We start from the raw sequence: 16,178 nt of genomic DNA on the forward strand, positions 1-16,178 counted from the left end.
CCGGCCCGGTTCAGGCGCTCACGTTAACCAGGAAATCGGCCACGCTGCCTTTTTTCATGATCAGGCTTGACGCGGCCGCATACGGATCGAAGCGGCGTTCCAGGCCGGCTTGCAGCGGCATGCAGACGCTGATCCGCTCGCCGTCGACCATCACCGAGGCATCGGCGACATCGACCAGATACTGCGAGATGAAGGCGCCGACCAGCCCGACGAAAAAGCCCAGGTCCCCGGGCTCGACCACCTGCGCTTGCACCCACTGGCTGAACGGCACCCGCAGCGCCTCCAGGTCGAGCGGCTCGCCCGGCGCCTGCAGGCCGGTCTGGGGCAGCACCGCATCGAGCATCGGACGGGCTTCTTCGAGAACTTTGTACAGATCCATGTTTGCCATGTGAGAGTGGGAGCGGGCCGACATCATACCATCGGCACGGCGCCGCGCAGAACCCTGCCACCCGGCCACGGCGCCGGCCGAAACGGTAAAACACCGGCGTGATTACCGATTGCGGCGCATCAACGCACGTGTATGATTGGCTTGCTTTTATGAAATTGTTGCAATTCCCCCCTGCATCGTCAGGCCGATCCTTCTCTATTTCGACTGCCCGCCATGAATAAACACATGAACCTCCTTTGCTTGTCGCTCCCGCTCGCCTTTGCCATCGCCGGATGCAAGCCGAAAGAAGCTGTGCCGCCGCCGGCACCGGTAGTCAGCGCCCCGGCCCCGGCGCCGCCGTCCGTAGCGGCTCCCGCGCCCGCAACGCCGCCGCCGGTCGCCGCCGGCGATCCCGCCGATGTCGATCTCGACAAGCTCGCCGTCATTGACAAGCCGATGCCGCCGTTCCCGTTTGTCGATTATCCGGAGAATATCGTCAAGGAGAAGCAGACCACCAAGGCCTCCGATTTCGACCAGCTGCACGTGATTGTGGGTAACAAGATCGTGGCCGTCGAAGGACGCTTCCGGACGATTGGCTTCGAACTGGCCGACGCCGGCATTTCGCGCTTCCAGGCCCAGCGCGATTACGCCAGGGCGGCCACCGACATGGGCGGCGTCAAGGTAAACGCCAGCATGCCGAAGGATGACGCGTTCCAGAAGGTCAGCGGCACCTACAACGACGCCATGCGCGAGAAGCTGAATTATTCCGGAGAAAATTACAGCTACGAGAGCTACTATTTCCCCACCCCGGGTGGGCGCAAATGGATGCTGATCATGGTCAGCCAAGAACGGGCGCGCATCACCTCCATCGAAGAAAAACAAACCGCCTCGGTGGTCAGGATGGTCACCGCCGCCGTCATGAAATCGGAACTCGACACCAAAGGCCATGTCGCGCTGTACATCAACTTCGATACCGACAAGGCCGCCATCCGCCCGGACGGCAAGCCGGCGGTCGATGAAATCGCCGCGCTGATGAAGAAGGAAACGGCGCTGCGCCTGTCGATCGAAGGGCACACCGACAATGTCGGCGACAAGGCCCGCAACCTGGCCTTGTCGCGCGAGCGGGCGCAGGCGGTGGTGCAGGCCCTGGTGGGCGACGGCATCGACGGCTCGCGCCTGAGCGCCGCCGGGCACGGGTCCGATAAACCGCTCACCGACAACGCCAGCGAAGAAGGCCGCGCGAAGAACCGCCGCGTCGAGCTGGTCAAGGTCGTCAAAGGCTGAGCGCAAGCCTGAACCGGTAAAACGCCGCCGCGATTACCGGTTGAGATACATCATCCACATGCGATGATGAACTTGTTTTTATGTAATCGTCGTACCTGATCCTGCAGCGCCAGGCCGAACTCATTCTTATTTCAGATCACTGCCATGACCAAACAACGTAACGCTGCCCTTTGCCTGTCGATCTCGCTGGCCCTTGCCCTTGCCGCGTGCAAACCGAAAACGCCGCCCGCCCCGGCCGAAGCACCGGTGGCCAGCGCGCCGGTCGCGGTGGCGCCGCCAGCGCCAGCGGCGGCGGCCCCGACGCCCGCCGCCGCCAGCGCCAGCGGCGGCGGCCCCGACGCCCGCCGCCGCCGATGCCATCGCCGACCTCGATAAAATCGCGATCATGGCCAAGCCGCTGCCGCCGTTCCCGTTCATCGATTATCCGGACACCGTGCCCGAGAAGCGCCAGCGCACCGAAGAATCGGACTTCGACCAGTTGCACGTTTTGGTTGGCAACAAGGTGCACACCATCGAAGGGCGTTTCCGCAAGTCGGTGTTCGATTTGTCGGACGCCAAGATTTCGCGGTTCCAGGCCCAGCGCGATTATTCCAAGGCGGCCCAGGAGCTGGGCGGGGTCAAGGTCAATACCGTCAATCCCGACGAGGATGCGTTCGACAAGGCCAATGACGGCAAAGGCTATGAGCTGCGCAAGAAACTGGACTACCCGGGTGCGAGCTACAGCTACGAAACCTATTTCCTGCCGACCCCGACCGGTCGCAAATGGCTGGTGCTGATGGTCAGCGACAGCAGTGTGCGCATGCATGCCATCGAAGAAAAGCAAACCGGATCGTCGGTGAAAATGGTGACCGCCGCCGCCATGCAGTCTGAGCTCGAGAGCAAGGGCCACATTGCGCTGTACATCAATTTCGACACCGACAAGGCTGCCATTCGCCCGGACGGCAAGCCGGCGGTCGACGAAATCGCCGCGCTGATGAAGAAGCAGACCGCGCTGCACCTGTCGGTCGAAGGCCACACCGACAACGTCGGCGACCCGGCCCGCAACAAGGCCTTGTCGCGCGAGCGCGCGCAGGCGGTGGTGCAAGCGCTGGTTGGCGACGGCATCGACGGCGCGCGCCTCGTCGCCGCCGGGCACGGCTCGGAAAAGCCGCTCACCGACAACAACAGCGACGAGTCGCGCGCGAAGAACCGCCGTGTCGAGCTGGTCAAGGTGGTCAAGGGATAAGATGCAGCTTATTTCTTACGACGCCTTCGAGGACTGGGCCAGCCGCCAGAGCCCGCTCCTGTGCGAGCGGGCGTTTTTTAACGACGCCGCTGCCTTCGATGAAGAACCGGTGCACTTCCACCAGGGCGACCTGGAGACCGATACGCTGATGGTCGCGCCGGTCACGGTCATCGACGGCAACCTGACCGTGCGCAAGATCGACTACGCGTACGACACCGGCCTGCTGGTCGTTTCCGGCAACGTCGTCTGCCAGCACCTGGGGCGGATGAATATCGATGTCGTCATCGGCGGCGAGCTGCAGGCAAAAACGCTGTGCCTGAACACCCTCAACGATTACAGCCTGTTCGTCGGCGGCGACCTGCATGCCGACTTTCTCTCGGAGCATGGCGCGCAGGTCGACGTGCGCGGCAAGATCGTCTGTCCCACCGTGCTGTCGCTGATGAACGAGATTGTGGCCCACGGCGGCGTGCAGGGCCGCTTCATCCATGCCGTGCGCGGCCGCAACGTCGGCCAGGTGCTCATTGATGCGGTCTTGACGCCGGAAGGCTACCTCGACGAAGAAAAACTGGAGGCCTGCGTGCTCGGCGGCGCCTCGCCTCTCAAATCCTGAACCACTATATGCCGACCTTTTTTTCGCATGATTTTCCGCAATTCATCATCTCGTTAGACCTGATGCAAGCGGTGGCGCAGCCGGGCATCGTGCTTGCCGGCGCCACCCTGGGGGAACTGCTGCAAGAGCTTGAAACTACCCGGAATATCCGCGTCGTTGCGGAGCCCGACTCGCCCAAGTACTTCCGCTATCACAACCCGGCAAGCGACCCGCAGTTTTACCCGGTGGATGTCCACATCCTTCGCGAGGGCATGACCATCTGCCCCAGACAGGACTTGTCGTTTGCGCTGCTGCCAGGCGACAAGGTGGAGGCTGGCGTCCTGGCTTGCTAGCGCTGCACAGTATCTCAGGCATCAACTGTGTCACGCCCGTAACGCGTGGCGCAAAGTGCGCCGCTGGGCTACCGTATCGGTGAACCGACGGCGCCGGATGGTCCGCGCCGTCGCACTTTTCGGGAGCTGTTTCATGATACGTACGCATCTTTCCATGACGATGGCAGCGCTGCTGCTGTCGCTATCGCCGGCCTGGGCGCAAGAAAAAGTCGCCCCGCCGCAAGCGCCGCCCGGCGCTGACAAGGCGCCCAAGACGCGCGCCCTCGAAGCCGGCGCCAAACTCTTACAAAGCAACAGCCCGGTGGCCGGTTTCGATATCTACCTGGTCGGCTTTCATCCCATGAAGGACCATCCCGAGCACCAGATGGAAGCGCACCACTACTGCCACCAGATGAACGAAGATTTCGCCCAGTGCGTGCTATTCGACAGCAACACCAGAAAAGCCAATATGCACGGCGTCGAGTACATTATTTCCGAGACCCTGTTCGAGACCTTGCCCGCCGAAGAAAAGAAATTCTGGCATCCGCACAACGGCGAAATCCTCAGCGGCCAGCTGATGGCGCCCGGCATCCCCAAGGTGGCCGAAAAAGCCCTTATGAAAACCAAGATGAACAGCTACGGGAAAACCTGGCACGTCTGGAACACCGGCCACATGGGCCAGCCCAACGACAGATTGCCGATGGGCCCACCGATGCTGGCCTGGTCCTTCAGCCGCGACGGCGAAGCGCAGCCCGGTCTGGTCGAACAGCGCGACCGCCGCATGAAGCTCGACACCGCCGCAACGCGCAAGGACCGTGCCGACCTGAGCAACATGGCCCGGCCGCAATCGGGCGTGGACGACCTCAAGGGCAAGTTCGCCCGCCCCACGCGCGACATCCCCGGCGTGACCAACAAATAGCCGCGCCGCGCCGCAGGCCGTATGCGCGGCGGGTGGGGGCCGGACATCTCCTACATGCATTGGGCAAGTAGGCCGATGGGCTCGGGTGGGGCAGGGCGCTACGATACGTCTCACTGGCTGCGCGCCTCGTGAAAAACGCGCGCCGCTTTTATCCACCGCATCATGCAAAGGAGCTGCGACATGAACAAACTTCCTCTGGTAAAGAATGTAGCGTGTATCTTGCTGGCAGCAATGTCGCTGGCGGCGTGCAAGAACGATGGGGCCGGCCCGGGCGCCGGCAGCGACGCTGCGCCATCGGCCAACGTGGCTGGTAGCGGGGCTGGCAACACCACCACGGGCGCGACCGGCGGCACGGCGACCTCGACCACGGCAGGCAATGACAGCGGCGCTGCGACCACGCCCGGCGTCACTGGCGGCAACAGCGCAACCGGCACCAGCGGGGCGGCCGGCAGCACCGCCACCGGCGATAGCGGTGGGGCGACGGGCGTCACCGGAACAGGCACGGCCGGTACAGGCACGGCCGGTACAGGCATGACCGGGTCGACTGGCACGACCTCGATGACCGGCAGCGACGGCGCAGCCGGGGCCAACAGCACCGACACCGGTACCCGAGGCACGGCCGGCACCACGCGCCCGCCGGGCCAGTAGCAAGCGGCCACTCAGGCCGGCGTCCAGCGCAAGCTGAGCGCCCAGAACAGCGCGGCCAGCGCACTCACCCCGGCCCCGAGCCAGCACACGCCGCTCCAGCCGGCGGCCGCATACATGGCGGTGGCCGCCAGCGCACCGGCGCCGCTGCCGACCGCGTAGAACAGCATGTAGCAACCCACCAGGCGGCTGTGCGCGTCCGGGCGGCTGCGGAAAATCATGCTCTGGTTGAGTACCTGGATCGCCTGCGCGCCGATATCGAGCAGCACGATGCCCAGCCCCAGCAGCCAGAGCGAGCGATGCAGCATGCCGAGCGGCAGCCAGGCCAGCACCAGCAGTCCCAGCGCGATGCCGGTGGCGCGCTGTCCCAGGCCGCGGTCGGCCCAGCCGCCCGCCTTGCCGGCCGCCAGCGCCCCGGCCACGCCCACCAGGCCGAAGGCGCCGATGGCGGTGTGCGACAGCGCATGCGGCGCCGCGCTCAGCGGCAGCACCAGCGCGCTCCAGAACATGCTGAACGCCGCAAACATCAGCATGGCGATCACGCCCCGGATCTGCAGCATCCGTTCCCGCCGCAGCAAGTGAAGCATCGACAGCAGCAGATCTCCGTACGACAGGTCGGATCGCGCGCGCGCCTGCGCCGGCAGGGCCGTCCACAGCAGCGCCGCCAGCGCCAGCATGGCGGCCGCCGACAGCACGTACACCCAGCGCCAGCCGGCCGCGTCGGCCACCAGTCCGGCCAGCACGCGCGCCAGCAGCAGGCCGATGACGACGCCGCCTTGCGCCGCACCGACCACGCGCCCGTGCTCGGTGGCATCGGCGGCGCTGGCGGCGCTGGCGATCAAGCCCTGCGTCATGGCGGTGCCGAGCAGGCCGACCGCCAGCATGCCGGCCAGCAGCAGCGGCGTCTGGCGCGCCAGCGCCACGCACCCCAGCGCCAGCGCCAGCAGGAGCGCCTGCACCAGCATCAGGCGGCGCCGGTCGAGCCGGTCACCGAGCGGCACCAGCAGCAGCAAGGCCAGGATGCTGCCGGCCTGGGTGGCCGTGATCACGCCGCCGACGGCCGCCGGGCTGATCGCGAAGTCGGCCGCGAGCGAACCGAGCAGGGGCTGGGCGTAGTACACATTGGCGACGCTCAGGCCGCTGCCACAGGCAAACAGCGCGACCAGCCGGGGCGGCACGCGCGGCGCCGCAGCGGCGCCGGAAAAGGTTTCCATCATCGTTATCCTAAACTAGTTTCAAATTAAAACTGCTTGAAGTGTAGAGAGTCTGGTTTTAAAATGCAACCAGTTAACTGAAAGAAGGGAATCCGCAACGATGGCCAAACGTAAAAGCATGAAAGGCGACGCCTGCCCGGTGGCGCGCTCGCTCGATGCGATCGGCGAGCGCTGGTGCCTGCTGGTGGTGCGCGACGCCTTCGACGGCGCGCGCCGCTTCGGCGACTTCCAGCGCCGCCTCGGGGTGGCGCGCAACATCCTGGCCGACCGCCTGCGCCTGCTGGTCGAGCAGGGCGTGCTGGCGGTGCAGCCGGCGGCCGACGGCACGGCCTACCAGGAATACGTCCTCACCGCCAAAGGCGAGAGCCTGTTTCCTGTCATCGTGGCGCTGCGCCAGTGGGGCGAACGGCAACTGTTCGCCGAGGGCGAAGCGCACTCGCAGCTGGTCGACAGGCAAGGCGGACAGCCCCTGGCGCCTTTGCTGCCGCGCGCCGCCGACGGCCGCCTGCTGGCGAGCGCCGACACGCTCGTCAACAAGCTGGCGGACATCCCCTGACAGGAGGTGCTGTCACCCTGTTCAGGCTGCTAGCTAGCAATGGTTTGATTGAGCGATATCAAGCCCGCAACAGCCTCGAAAAGTAACCTTGGCATATGTCAGGCGCCCCGGCGCCGCCAGCGCCAGCTTGTTGATACCGTCGCAAAGGAAGAGCCATGAAACCGACCTCCCATCCCGTCGTTCCCGCCGCAGCCCGCCGCCAATCCGCCCTGTGGAGCCTGGCGCAATGAGGCGCTACACCATCACCCTGGGCGCCACCACCAGCGCCGGCGGAAAGGTGGTCTCTGCCAGCGGCAGCGGCTGCATCAACGGCGTGCCCGTCGCACTCGAGGGCGACCTGGTCGCTTGTCCCGCATGCAAGGCGACCGGGCGCATCATGTGCGTCGGCCCGCGTATCCCCGAAATGTCCAACGGCAAGCACGTCGCGCTCGAAAACGATCTGTGCAGCTGCCGCTGCTCGCCCTCGCCCAAGCTGCTGCCGGTGCAGATGATGCGCAGCCAGGTGCTCAAGGATACCGGGCGCGCCCTGTCCGACAGCGACAGCCGGCCAGCGCGCGCCGCGCGTCACGCCCCGTGCGGACCGAGCTTCAACGAGCGCTTCGTGCTGCTCGACGAAGAAACGGGCGATCCGCTGGTGCACAAGGAATATGCGGTGGTGCGCGCCAGCGGCCAGCTCGAATTCGGCACCTCCGACCGCAACGGCTACACCCACCTGCTGTCGACCACGGCCATGGCCGAATCGGTCGAATTGTTCGTCTAGGAAGCGGCATGGGCGCCACCCTCATTTCGCCGTCCGGCGCCGTCCTGCACCACCGCGCGCGCCTGAGCACCACGCCGGCCGAGGAGGCCGAAGCCAAGACAGTGCGCATCCGCCTGGAAAAAGCCTGCCGGCTTGAAGAAAACCGGGTCTACCTCACGCAGCCCAACATCCGGGCGTTCCTGCGCGCGATGTGCCACTGCCTGGGCGGCGGCGTTGACTTTCTCGACGGCGCCATTCGCGGCCGGCGCAACGATCCGTGGCGCTTCACCGATTTTTCCACCCATCCCGGTCCGGGCCACAACGGCACCTGTACCGCAGCCGGCCTGTACCGCATCACGCGCGAAGTATGGCAAGAGGTCGGCGCGCGCATGGACCTCACCGACTTTTGCGCGGAGACGCAGGAACTGATCGCGGTCGACGTGCTGCGCGAACTGGGCGTGCTGGGAAAAATCCAGGCCGGCGATATCGATGCCAGCCTTGCCGCGGCAGCCGCCATCTGGCCGGGGCTGCCCAAGACGCCGTCCAGCCAGGCGCGCTTTGCGGTGCCCGACGTGGCCTACCAGAGTTTCGTGCAAAAGTATGGCGAATGCGGCGGCACCGTCCAGGCGCCGCCGGAACACGGGTTGACGCCACCGCGCCGCTAGGGCGGCGGGCGGCTGGCCTATTTTACTGCGCCGCCCTGGCGTTGCTGCCATTCCAGCCCCGGACGCGCCACCCGGAATTGCAGCAACTGTCCATTCTCCACCTCGGTCACATACGCGGTGCGCCCGTCCGGGCCGCCGAAGCTGATATTGCTCGGCTTCTTGCCGGGCAGGGCGATTTCGGCCAGGGTTTTCCCGTCCGGCGACAGCTTGACCACCGTGCCCTTGCCGATGCGCGTGACGTACAGGTTGCCGTCGACATCGACCCGCATCCCGTCCAGTCCGTGATCGGTAAAGCTGGCGATGCGGCGCTTGCCGCCGAGCGTGCCGTCGGGCGCGATGGTGAATGCCCAGACCACGCGCTGCACGCTCTCGTTGACGTACAGGGTGCGCCCGTCCGGGCTGACGTCGATGCCGTTGGCGGTCCCGAGCTGGTCGGCCGCAAGCGTCACTTTACCGTCGCGCTCGATGCGCCACACGCGCCCGGTGTTCTTCTTCCAGTCCGGGTCGCTCGCATAGATGACCCCGGCGGCCGTGATGGCCAGGTCGTTCGGCTGGCTCATGGCGGCCTCGCGCGCATGGATGGCGATGGCGCCGCTGGCCGGATCGATGCGGTAAATCGTGTGTTCGACGTAATCGGCCACGTACATCGCGCCGTCGGGTCCGAAGCGGATGCCGTTGGCAATGCTGGTGCCGGGCAGGGTCGCGAACACCTCGGCCGCGCCGTCCGGCTTGACCTTGCCGATGGTTTGCTGGCGCCCAAAATTGACCGCGTACACATTCCCGGCCGCATCCACGGCCGGGCCTTCCACGCCCGCGGTAAACGACTTGGGCGCGGTCAGGGCGCTGGCCACGTGCAAGCGTTCCAGGGTGGCCGGCGGCGCGCCGGCGGCCACTGCGGGTCCCGCCTGGCAGGCGGCAAAGGCCAGCGCGCACGCCAGCCGGGTCGAGGTCATCATGCAAACTCCGTTCGGGGAAATTGCCGGTCATCCGGCCGCCACCAGTGTACTTGATGATGAGGTAAGCTTCGTGTTTTGATAATGCTGAGCCAGGTGACAAGTTTGAACCGACAATACACGAAACCGCTGCTGATCGCGGCAGTCATCGGCGCCATCGGCGTCTGCGCCGCGGGCGGCGTGTGGTACGCCCTGCACAGCGGCGCCCAGCCGTCAGTGGACAGGGTGGCGGCCATGGTCGGCATCAAACCGCGCCCGACCGTGCTGGGCTGGCCGGTCAGCATCGGCAGCGTGGCCGGCAACGGCAGCGCCGGCTTTGCCGACGGCCGCGCGGCGCAGGCGCGTTTTTCCGACCCCTTCGGCATGGTGATCGACCGCGACGGCAACCTGTTCGTGGCCGACGCCGGCGACAACAACCGCATCCGCAGAATCACGCCCGAGGGCGTGGTCTCGACCCTGGCCGGCGGCAAGGAAGGCTTTGCCGACGGCAACGGCGGCGCCGCCGCGTTCCACACGCCGTCCGGCATGGCCATCGACGCCGCCGGCAACCTGTATGTGGCCGACACCGGCAACAACGCGATTCGCAAAGTGACCCCGCAAGGCGTGGTCAGCACCTTGGCTGGCGGCGGCGTGCCGGGCTACCTGGACGGCAAGGCCGACCTCGCCATGTTCAACGGGCCGGTTGGCGTGGCGGTCGATCAGGCCGGCGTGGTGTACGTAGCCGACACCTACAACGACCGCATCCGCGCCATCGGGACCGACGGCATGGTGCGCACCATCGCCGGCAGCACGCCCGGCTACGTGGACGGTCCGGCAGGGGCCGCGCTGTTCGACACGCCGACCTCGGTCGTGGTCGATGCCAAAGGCAACCTGTACGTGGCCGACACCAGCAACGGCGCGGTGCGCAAACTGGCGCCGGACGGCCAGGTCAGCACTGTGGCGATTGCGCCCGAAGGCGCCGAAAAACCGCTGCTGCGGCGCCCGGTCGCGCTGGCGCTCACGCATGACGGCTTTCTGTACGTGGGCGACATCTGGCGCGGGCGCATCCTGCAGCTCAGTCCCGACGGCGTGTTGCAGGGCCTGACCGGAATCGGGGTCGATATCGAGGTCGGCGACGCCCAGGCGGTGCGCTTGAGCCGGCCCAGCGCGATCGCCATCGACCGCGCCGGCGGGCTGTATGTGAGCGACGCGGTCAGGCGCACCGTGCACCGGGTCGCGCCGCGCGGCGACGGCGCCAGCGCGGTGCTGGCGCCCAGGGCGGCGCCGGTCGCCACGGCTGCCGCGCCGGCCGGTGAAATCGGCGCTGTGCCGGTTGCCGCCACGGCTGCCGCGCCGGCTACCGCCTCGGCTACCTTGCCGGTTCCTGTGCCCGCGTCCCAGGCGGCTGCGAGCGGGAATTTTCCGTGGCCGTTCAAGCCGCAGCACCAGCGCCACGAAGTGGTTGGCACCATCGGCGAAGTGCGCGGCAGCTACAACGGCGAAAGCCGCCACCACTTCCACAGCGGCCTCGACGTGCAGGCCGACATGGGCGTGCCGGTGCTGGCGGTGGCCGACGAAAAGGTCAGCAGCCCCGTGTCCAACTGGGCATTCGGGGAAGTGGGCGAAGGCATGAGCATCGACAGCATGGCCTACATCCACATGCGGGTCGGGCGTACGGGGAAGGACGCGCCGCTCGACCCGGCGCGCTTCATCATGCTCGATAACGAGAAAGGCAAGCCGGCGCGCATGCGCGTGCGGCGCGGCACGCGTTTCCACGTCGGCGACGCGCTGGGCACGGTCAACCGCATGTACCACGTGCACCTGGTGTACCAGCCGGGCGGGGTGGAAGCCAATCCGATGGTGCTGCCGTTCACCGGTTTCAGCGACCAGGTGGCGCCGCGCATCGACAAGATCCAGCTGGTGGACGCGGCCGGCACTGCGCTGGCGCGCAAGCCGGGCAAGCGCGTGGTGGTGGCGCGTGGCGCCGGGCCGCTGGGCATCGTGGTCGACGCCTACGACCAGGCCGACGGCAACGCCGCGCGCCGCAAGCTCGGTTTGTACAAGGTGGGTTACCAGGTCTTGCAGGCGGACGGCACGCCGGTGGCGGGCTTCGGCAAGCCGCTGGTCAACATCGAATTCAACAAGCTGCCGCCGGACCCGGAAAGCGTCAAGCTGGCGTATGCCGACAACAGCGGCATCACCGTGTATGGCAGCGCGACGACGCGCTTCCTGTACGTGGTGACCAACACCGTGCGCGACGGCGTGGCGAAAAGCGGTGGCTGGGACCCGGCCGCGCTGGCGCCGGGCGACTACGTGATCCGCATCTTCGCGGCCGACTATGCCGGCAACGAAGCGTTGAGCGGACGCGAGCTGCCGATCACGGTGGAATAAGGGGAGGGCCCCGCCTTGCGTCAGGCCTGGATGGGGGCCGCACGCTTGCGGCGGCGCGCCAGCAAGCCCAGCATGCCCATGCCAGTGAGGAACATGGCATAGGTTTCCGGTTCCGGCACGGCGCTGACCAGCTTGTCCGTATTGCTGAAGCTGGTGAAGGTGCCGGCGGGCGCCATGAACTGCGCCTGCTGGCCGCCATCGCAGCAGCCCTCGAAGCCGTAGATGGTCAGGGTGTGGTTGCCCGCGCCCAGGTTGACTGCCGCGTTGAAATACTGCGACGTATTGTTGTACTGGCCGGCCCACCACATATCGTGGCTTTTGACGTCCAGCGCCACATCGTTGAGGAACAGCGCGCCGCCATGGCCGAAATCGACGCCTGCGCGGAACTGCCACAGGCCGGCGGCCGCTTGCGTCACGCCGAAGTTGATGGTTGACTTCAGGGCAAAGTTACTGTTGCCGCCGAACAGGCTGGCGTGGGTGATGTTGTTATACGACTCGACGCTGGTCCTGGTGTAGCTTGTGCCCTGCAGCGACGCGTTGACGGCGCTCTGGTAGGCGCCGGCGTCCGACAGCATGCCCGATGGCGTGGCGGAAGCCGATTCGATCGTGATCGTGCTGGCGCAGACGCTACCGGCGACGGCGAGGGTCGCGGTAGCCAAGACCCATGAGAGATTCTTTTTCATATATTTTCCTGGACGAGGACCGTGCGCGCGCAACGGCGGCGCGGTCGGGATGAAAGAAGGTTTCGCTCCGCACGAGCGTCCAAGGCGTGCGATGGACGGTCAGTCTGGGTGCTGGCGCTGAATCACGGTGCAGCGGATGGTTATCGGATGCACGAACAGTAGCCAAAGAGTAACATGAATTCACATGCGCCAACTTTATTCCTCAGCGCTGTCCGCCTTTTACAACATCCAGTTCCTACCCCGTCGTCAAAATGACGACAACCGGGGTCAGAGCTTTCATTAGCAACAAAAACGTTGCTAATTAAAGCTCTGACCCCGGTTGTAGGCGGTTTTGGGGCGGGGGTAGGAGTTTTGGACGTCAGGCGTTGGCGAGGTCGAGGCGGGTGTCGCTGCCGCGGCCGTGGTAGCGCCCGGCCGAGAGGTCGTCGAAGCGGATCGCCGGACGCTTGGCCGACATCAGGTCGGCCAGCATCTGCGCCGAGCCGCATGACATGGTCCAGCCCAAAGTGCCGTGGCCGGTGTTGAGGAACAGGTTGCCCAGCGCGGTGCGGCCGACGATCGGGGTGCCGTCCGGCGTCATGGGACGCAGCCCGGTCCAGAACGAGGCGCGCGCGCTGTCGCCGGCGCCCGGGAACAGGTCGTTGACAACCATCTCGAGCGTGGCGCGGCGGCGTGGATTGAGACGCTGGTCGAAGCCGGCAATCTCGGCCATGCCGCCAACGCGGATGCGGTCGTCGAAACGGGTCACGGCAATCTTGTAGCTTTCGTCCAGAATGGTCGAGACCGGCGCCTTGCTGGCGTCGGTGATCGGTACGGTGATCGAGTAACCTTTCATCGGGTACACGGGAATGTCGACGATGGACTTGAGCAGGGCGGTGGAGTGCGCACCGAGCGCAACCACGTAGGCGTCGGCTTGCACCAGTTCATCGCCGCAGTGCACGCCGGCAATCGCATTGCCGCTGAGCGCCAGGCGGTCGATGGCGACGTTGTAGCGAAAGCGCACGCCCAGCGCTTCGGCCATGGCGGCCAGGCGCGTGGTGAACAGCTGGCAGTCGCCGGTCTCGTCATTGGGCAGGCGCAGCGCGCCGACCAGCTTGTCCTTGACCAGGGCCAGCGCCGGCTCGGCATTGCCAAGCTGGTCGCGCGTGAGCAGTTCGTAGGGCACGCCGGAATCCTGCAGTACCTTGATGTCTTTTTCGGCGCTGGCGAACTGTTGTTCGGTGCGGAACAGCTGCATGGTGCCGCGCTGCCGGCTTTCGTAGCTGATGCCGGCTTCTTCGCGCAGGGTCTTGAAGCAGTCGCGGCTGTACTCGGCCAGGCGCACCATGCGTTCCTTGTTCACCGCGTAACGGTCGGCGGTGCAGTTGCGCAGCATGTCCCACATCCATTTGAGCTGGAAGGTGGTGCCGTCGGGCGTGATCGAGAGCGGCGCGTGGCGCTGCAGCATCCATTTCACCGCTTTCAGGGGAATCCCGGGCGCGGCCCAGGGCGAGGCGTAGCCGGGCGAAATCTGGCCGGCGTTGGCGAAGCTGGTTTCCAGCGCGGGACCGGGCTGGCGGTCGAGCACGGTGACGTCGTGGCCGGCTTTGGCCAGGTAGTAAGCCGTGGTCACGCCGATAACGCCGCTGCCCAAAATGACGACACGCATGGTCTCTCCGGAAGAATAAATGTGGATGCAAGAATTTCCGCTATATTATTGGGTTTCAACCAGTCCTTGTTCACGTATAACTGCACTTATTTAGTGGAATTTCATGCGCATCGTTAAAGAATCGACCCGCAGTCTCGACAAGCTGGACCGCCACATCCTGCGCATCCTGCAACTCGAAGGCCGCATTTCGATGAAGGACCTGGGCGAGCGGGTCGGTTTGTCGGTGACGCCCTGCATCGAGCGCGTCAAGCGCATGGAGCGCGACGGCGTCATCAGCGGCTATTACGCGCGCGTCGATCCGGCCGCGCTGGGCGCAAAGTTGCTGGTGTTTGTGGAAATTACCCTGAACCAGAAGTCGGCCTCGGCTTTTGAACAGTTCCGGCGCGAGGTGCTGCGCATTCCCGAGGTGCAGGAATGCCATCTGGTGTCGGGCGACTTCGATTACCTGATCAAGGCGCGCATCCACGAGATGGCGGAGTACCGCAAGCTGCTCGGCGACATGCTGCTGCAGCTGCCGGGCGCGGCCCAGTCGAAGAGCTATGTGGTGATGGAGGAGATCAAGGAGACCCTGGTGCTGTCGACCGAGGCGCTCCTCTCGCAGGCTTGATGCGGCCTTCACTGAACCGAACTGAACTTAACTTAACTTAACGCAAGGCCTGGAAGCGCCCCGCCTCGAAGTCGGCAATGGCAACCTGGATTTCTTCCTTCGTGTTCATCACGAACGGTCCGTGCGACACCACCGGCTCGTTGATCGGCGTGGCGTGGCCGAAGATCAGCAGCGCATCGGTCTCGGCGGTGATCGTGAGCGCGACGCCTTCGTCGCTCAGTTCGGCCAGGTGGAAGGCGTCGGCGCGGTCGCCATTCACCTCCACGGTGCCGCGCACCACGTACAGGAACACATTGCGCGCGCGCAGGTCGGGTACGTGCAACTGGGCGCCGGCGCGCATCGCCACGGTGCTCATGAACACACCGGTGAGCGACTGCACCGGGCCTGTGTGACCGTCCCATTCGCCGGCGATCAGGTGCAGGTCGGCCTTGCCGCCATCGAGCTGCACGGTCGGAATATCGCTTTGCTGCAGCCCGGCATAGGCCGGCGCCGTCATCTTCAGGCGTCCCGGCAGGTTGATCCACAGTTGCAGGATTTCGAGCTGGCCGCCCTGCTCGCGAAAGGCCGGCGGCGAGACTTCGGCATGCACGATGCCGCTGCCGGCCGTCATCCATTGCACGCCGCCGGCGCCGATGACGCTTTCGTGGCCGGCGCTATCTTTGTGCATCAGGCTGCCGTCGATAATGAACGTCACGGTTTCGAAGCCGCGGTGCGGATGCGGTCCGAACGGCAAGCCGCGGTTGCCGGGCGGGTAGTGCTGCGGACCATGGTGATTGAGGAACAGGAACGGGTCGATCTGCTCGGCGTACGGGCCGGGCAGCGGGCGCTGGGTCAACAGGTCGCCAATGTCGTCGCGCTGCGCGGGGTGCAGGCGCTTGATGCTCTTTTCGCTCATGGGCGAACTCCTTGGATGGGTGGTGTCGTCCGTTACGATACCCGAAGCGCGGCGCGTGCGTCGGCCTGCACGATTGCGAAAACTTTATGCCCCGGTTTGCTGTCCTAGAGGGACGCCACCGCTCTGGTGGACACCACAAGGAGGCAATAATGGCAACAATGAACGCACCTGCAAACGAACGCCGCCACATTCCAGAACGGCGCAACGCCGGCAGCATCTTGCACGCAACGCACTTTTCGGCCCTCGACTGGGTCGCGATGGTGCTGATGATTATCGGCGGCATCAACTGGGGTCTGGTCGGGGCCCTTCATGTCGACCTGGTGGCCGCGCTGTTCGGCGATGGCACCACCTGGTCGCGCCTGGTATATACGGTGGTTGGCATCGCGGCGCTGTATGGTATTTACTTGCTGAGCAAGATGGCCGCGCGCAGCCGCTAGACCGCTGCGCCGCACGGCTGGCGGTGATAGACTTTGACGTTCATCAAACA

At 65.7% G+C, this 16,178-nt stretch carries 19 protein-coding genes; 13 read left to right on the plus strand and 6 right to left on the minus strand.

Annotated elements, in window-relative coordinates:
- Window positions 1-10 precede the first annotated feature (10 nt).
- Entirely contained in the window at window positions 11-379 is a 369-nt protein-coding gene (locus F1609_RS08245; protein ID WP_167075989.1) for a hypothetical protein, read from the minus strand.
- 234 nt (window positions 380-613) lie between these two features.
- Between F1609_RS08245 and F1609_RS08250 the strand changes: the two genes are divergently transcribed.
- The 7 genes from F1609_RS08250 to F1609_RS08280 all read left to right on the plus strand — a co-directional run bounded on the left by F1609_RS08250 (window position 614) and on the right by F1609_RS08280 (window position 5,364).
- Window positions 614-1,651 carry an OmpA family protein gene (locus F1609_RS08250; RefSeq protein WP_167075990.1) on the plus strand — a complete coding sequence of 346 codons (1,038 nt, stop codon included), beginning with the start codon at window positions 614-616 and terminating at the stop codon, window positions 1,649-1,651.
- Between the two features lie 144 nt (window positions 1,652-1,795).
- Window positions 1,796-2,026: a hypothetical protein gene (locus F1609_RS34060; RefSeq protein WP_187362951.1), complete on the plus strand. Its 231-nt coding sequence runs from the start codon at window positions 1,796-1,798 to the stop codon at window positions 2,024-2,026.
- Between the two features lie 10 nt (window positions 2,027-2,036).
- Entirely contained in the window at window positions 2,037-2,876 is an 840-nt protein-coding gene (locus tag F1609_RS08260; protein WP_167075991.1) for an OmpA family protein, read from the plus strand.
- Between the two features lies 1 nt (window position 2,877).
- Entirely contained in the window at window positions 2,878-3,486 is a 609-nt protein-coding gene (locus tag F1609_RS08265; RefSeq protein WP_167075992.1) for a hypothetical protein, read from the plus strand.
- 8 nt (window positions 3,487-3,494) lie between these two features.
- Window positions 3,495-3,818 carry a hypothetical protein gene (locus tag F1609_RS08270; RefSeq protein WP_167075993.1) on the plus strand — a complete coding sequence of 108 codons (324 nt, stop codon included), beginning with the start codon at window positions 3,495-3,497 and terminating at the stop codon, window positions 3,816-3,818.
- Window positions 3,819-3,951: 133 nt separating this feature from the next.
- The gene (locus F1609_RS08275) at window positions 3,952-4,716 is read left to right on the plus strand and encodes an OBAP family protein (RefSeq protein ID WP_229421717.1); all 765 of its coding nucleotides are present in this window, start codon (window positions 3,952-3,954) and stop codon (window positions 4,714-4,716) included.
- A gap of 180 nt (window positions 4,717-4,896) precedes the next feature.
- Window positions 4,897-5,364, plus strand: a complete 468-nt coding sequence (locus F1609_RS08280; RefSeq protein ID WP_167075994.1) for a hypothetical protein — start codon at window positions 4,897-4,899, stop codon at window positions 5,362-5,364.
- A gap of 11 nt (window positions 5,365-5,375) precedes the next feature.
- On the opposite strand, the gene F1609_RS08285 is transcribed toward F1609_RS08280, so the two are convergent.
- Window positions 5,376-6,575 carry an MFS transporter gene (locus F1609_RS08285; protein WP_187362952.1) on the minus strand — a complete coding sequence of 400 codons (1,200 nt, stop codon included), beginning with the start codon at window positions 6,573-6,575 and terminating at the stop codon, window positions 5,376-5,378.
- 100 nt (window positions 6,576-6,675) lie between these two features.
- On the opposite strand from F1609_RS08285, the gene F1609_RS08290 reads away from it, so the two are divergent.
- From F1609_RS08290 to F1609_RS08300, 3 genes are all read left to right on the plus strand, one after another.
- Window positions 6,676-7,131 (plus strand): winged helix-turn-helix transcriptional regulator, encoded by a 456-nt coding sequence (locus tag F1609_RS08290; RefSeq protein WP_167075996.1) that lies wholly within the window; start codon window positions 6,676-6,678, stop codon window positions 7,129-7,131.
- A 226-nt stretch (window positions 7,132-7,357) separates the two neighbouring features.
- On the plus strand, window positions 7,358-7,891 hold the full coding sequence (locus tag F1609_RS08295) for a PAAR domain-containing protein (RefSeq protein ID WP_167075997.1): 534 nt from the start codon (window positions 7,358-7,360) through the stop codon (window positions 7,889-7,891).
- An 8-nt stretch (window positions 7,892-7,899) separates the two neighbouring features.
- The gene (locus tag F1609_RS08300; RefSeq protein WP_229421719.1) at window positions 7,900-8,535 is read left to right on the plus strand and encodes a lysozyme family protein; all 636 of its coding nucleotides are present in this window, start codon (window positions 7,900-7,902) and stop codon (window positions 8,533-8,535) included.
- Between the two features lie 17 nt (window positions 8,536-8,552).
- Here the strand turns inward: F1609_RS08300 and F1609_RS08305 are convergent, their stop codons facing one another.
- Window positions 8,553-9,491, minus strand: a complete 939-nt coding sequence (locus tag F1609_RS08305) for an SMP-30/gluconolactonase/LRE family protein (RefSeq protein ID WP_196785416.1) — start codon at window positions 9,489-9,491, stop codon at window positions 8,553-8,555.
- A gap of 102 nt (window positions 9,492-9,593) precedes the next feature.
- Here F1609_RS08305 and F1609_RS08310 point away from each other — a divergent pair, with 102 nt between their 5' ends.
- Window positions 9,594-11,858 carry an NHL repeat-containing protein gene (locus F1609_RS08310; protein ID WP_229421721.1) on the plus strand — a complete coding sequence of 755 codons (2,265 nt, stop codon included), beginning with the start codon at window positions 9,594-9,596 and terminating at the stop codon, window positions 11,856-11,858.
- Window positions 11,859-11,878: 20 nt separating this feature from the next.
- On the opposite strand, the gene F1609_RS08315 is transcribed toward F1609_RS08310, so the two are convergent.
- Complete coding sequence (locus F1609_RS08315) at window positions 11,879-12,541, minus strand: CCXG family PEP-CTERM protein (protein WP_167075999.1); 663 nt, start codon at window positions 12,539-12,541, stop codon at window positions 11,879-11,881.
- Between the two features lie 358 nt (window positions 12,542-12,899).
- Complete coding sequence (locus tag F1609_RS08320; RefSeq protein WP_167076000.1) at window positions 12,900-14,189, minus strand: D-amino acid dehydrogenase; 1,290 nt, start codon at window positions 14,187-14,189, stop codon at window positions 12,900-12,902.
- 103 nt (window positions 14,190-14,292) lie between these two features.
- Between F1609_RS08320 and F1609_RS08325 the strand changes: the two genes are divergently transcribed.
- Window positions 14,293-14,796, plus strand: coding sequence for an Lrp/AsnC ligand binding domain-containing protein (locus F1609_RS08325; protein WP_167076001.1), 504 nt, complete (start codon window positions 14,293-14,295; stop codon window positions 14,794-14,796).
- A 37-nt stretch (window positions 14,797-14,833) separates the two neighbouring features.
- On the opposite strand, the gene F1609_RS08330 is transcribed toward F1609_RS08325, so the two are convergent.
- On the minus strand, window positions 14,834-15,691 hold the full coding sequence (locus F1609_RS08330) for a pirin family protein (protein ID WP_167076002.1): 858 nt from the start codon (window positions 15,689-15,691) through the stop codon (window positions 14,834-14,836).
- Window positions 15,692-15,840: 149 nt separating this feature from the next.
- Here F1609_RS08330 and F1609_RS08335 point away from each other — a divergent pair, with 149 nt between their 5' ends.
- Window positions 15,841-16,128 (plus strand): DUF378 domain-containing protein, encoded by a 288-nt coding sequence (locus tag F1609_RS08335; protein ID WP_167076003.1) that lies wholly within the window; start codon window positions 15,841-15,843, stop codon window positions 16,126-16,128.
- The last annotated feature ends 50 nt before the right edge of the window (window positions 16,129-16,178 follow it).

The sequence above is a fragment of the Massilia aquatica genome (assembly GCF_011682045.1).
GTDB classification, from domain to species: Bacteria; Pseudomonadota; Gammaproteobacteria; order Burkholderiales; family Burkholderiaceae_D; genus Telluria_A; species Telluria_A aquatica.

What these genes read in the sequence shown, in the direction of transcription:
- F1609_RS08335 (WP_167076003.1), top strand. Translation starts at nt 15,841, where the DNA reads ATGGCAACAATGAACGCACCTGCAAACGAACGCCGCCACATTCCAGAA.
- F1609_RS34060 (WP_187362951.1), top strand. Translation starts at nt 1,796, where the DNA reads ATGACCAAACAACGTAACGCTGCCCTTTGCCTGTCGATCTCGCTGGCC.
- F1609_RS08260 (WP_167075991.1), top strand. Translation starts at nt 2,037, where the DNA reads ATGGCCAAGCCGCTGCCGCCGTTCCCGTTCATCGATTATCCGGACACC.
- F1609_RS08245 (WP_167075989.1), bottom strand. Translation starts at nt 379, where the DNA reads ATGGATCTGTACAAAGTTCTCGAAGAAGCCCGTCCGATGCTCGATGCG.
- F1609_RS08320 (WP_167076000.1), bottom strand. Translation starts at nt 14,189, where the DNA reads ATGCGTGTCGTCATTTTGGGCAGCGGCGTTATCGGCGTGACCACGGCT.
- F1609_RS08325 (WP_167076001.1), top strand. Translation starts at nt 14,293, where the DNA reads ATGCGCATCGTTAAAGAATCGACCCGCAGTCTCGACAAGCTGGACCGC.
- F1609_RS08285 (WP_187362952.1), bottom strand. Translation starts at nt 6,575, where the DNA reads ATGGAAACCTTTTCCGGCGCCGCTGCGGCGCCGCGCGTGCCGCCCCGG.
- F1609_RS08295 (WP_167075997.1), top strand. Translation starts at nt 7,358, where the DNA reads ATGAGGCGCTACACCATCACCCTGGGCGCCACCACCAGCGCCGGCGGA.
- F1609_RS08250 (WP_167075990.1), top strand. Translation starts at nt 614, where the DNA reads ATGAACCTCCTTTGCTTGTCGCTCCCGCTCGCCTTTGCCATCGCCGGA.
- F1609_RS08330 (WP_167076002.1), bottom strand. Translation starts at nt 15,691, where the DNA reads ATGAGCGAAAAGAGCATCAAGCGCCTGCACCCCGCGCAGCGCGACGAC.
- F1609_RS08265 (WP_167075992.1), top strand. Translation starts at nt 2,878, where the DNA reads ATGCAGCTTATTTCTTACGACGCCTTCGAGGACTGGGCCAGCCGCCAG.
- F1609_RS08280 (WP_167075994.1), top strand. Translation starts at nt 4,897, where the DNA reads ATGAACAAACTTCCTCTGGTAAAGAATGTAGCGTGTATCTTGCTGGCA.
- F1609_RS08300 (WP_229421719.1), top strand. Translation starts at nt 7,900, where the DNA reads ATGGGCGCCACCCTCATTTCGCCGTCCGGCGCCGTCCTGCACCACCGC.
- F1609_RS08275 (WP_229421717.1), top strand. Translation starts at nt 3,952, where the DNA reads ATGATACGTACGCATCTTTCCATGACGATGGCAGCGCTGCTGCTGTCG.
- F1609_RS08290 (WP_167075996.1), top strand. Translation starts at nt 6,676, where the DNA reads ATGGCCAAACGTAAAAGCATGAAAGGCGACGCCTGCCCGGTGGCGCGC.
- F1609_RS08305 (WP_196785416.1), bottom strand. Translation starts at nt 9,491, where the DNA reads ATGATGACCTCGACCCGGCTGGCGTGCGCGCTGGCCTTTGCCGCCTGC.
- F1609_RS08270 (WP_167075993.1), top strand. Translation starts at nt 3,495, where the DNA reads ATGCCGACCTTTTTTTCGCATGATTTTCCGCAATTCATCATCTCGTTA.
- F1609_RS08315 (WP_167075999.1), bottom strand. Translation starts at nt 12,541, where the DNA reads ATGAAAAAGAATCTCTCATGGGTCTTGGCTACCGCGACCCTCGCCGTC.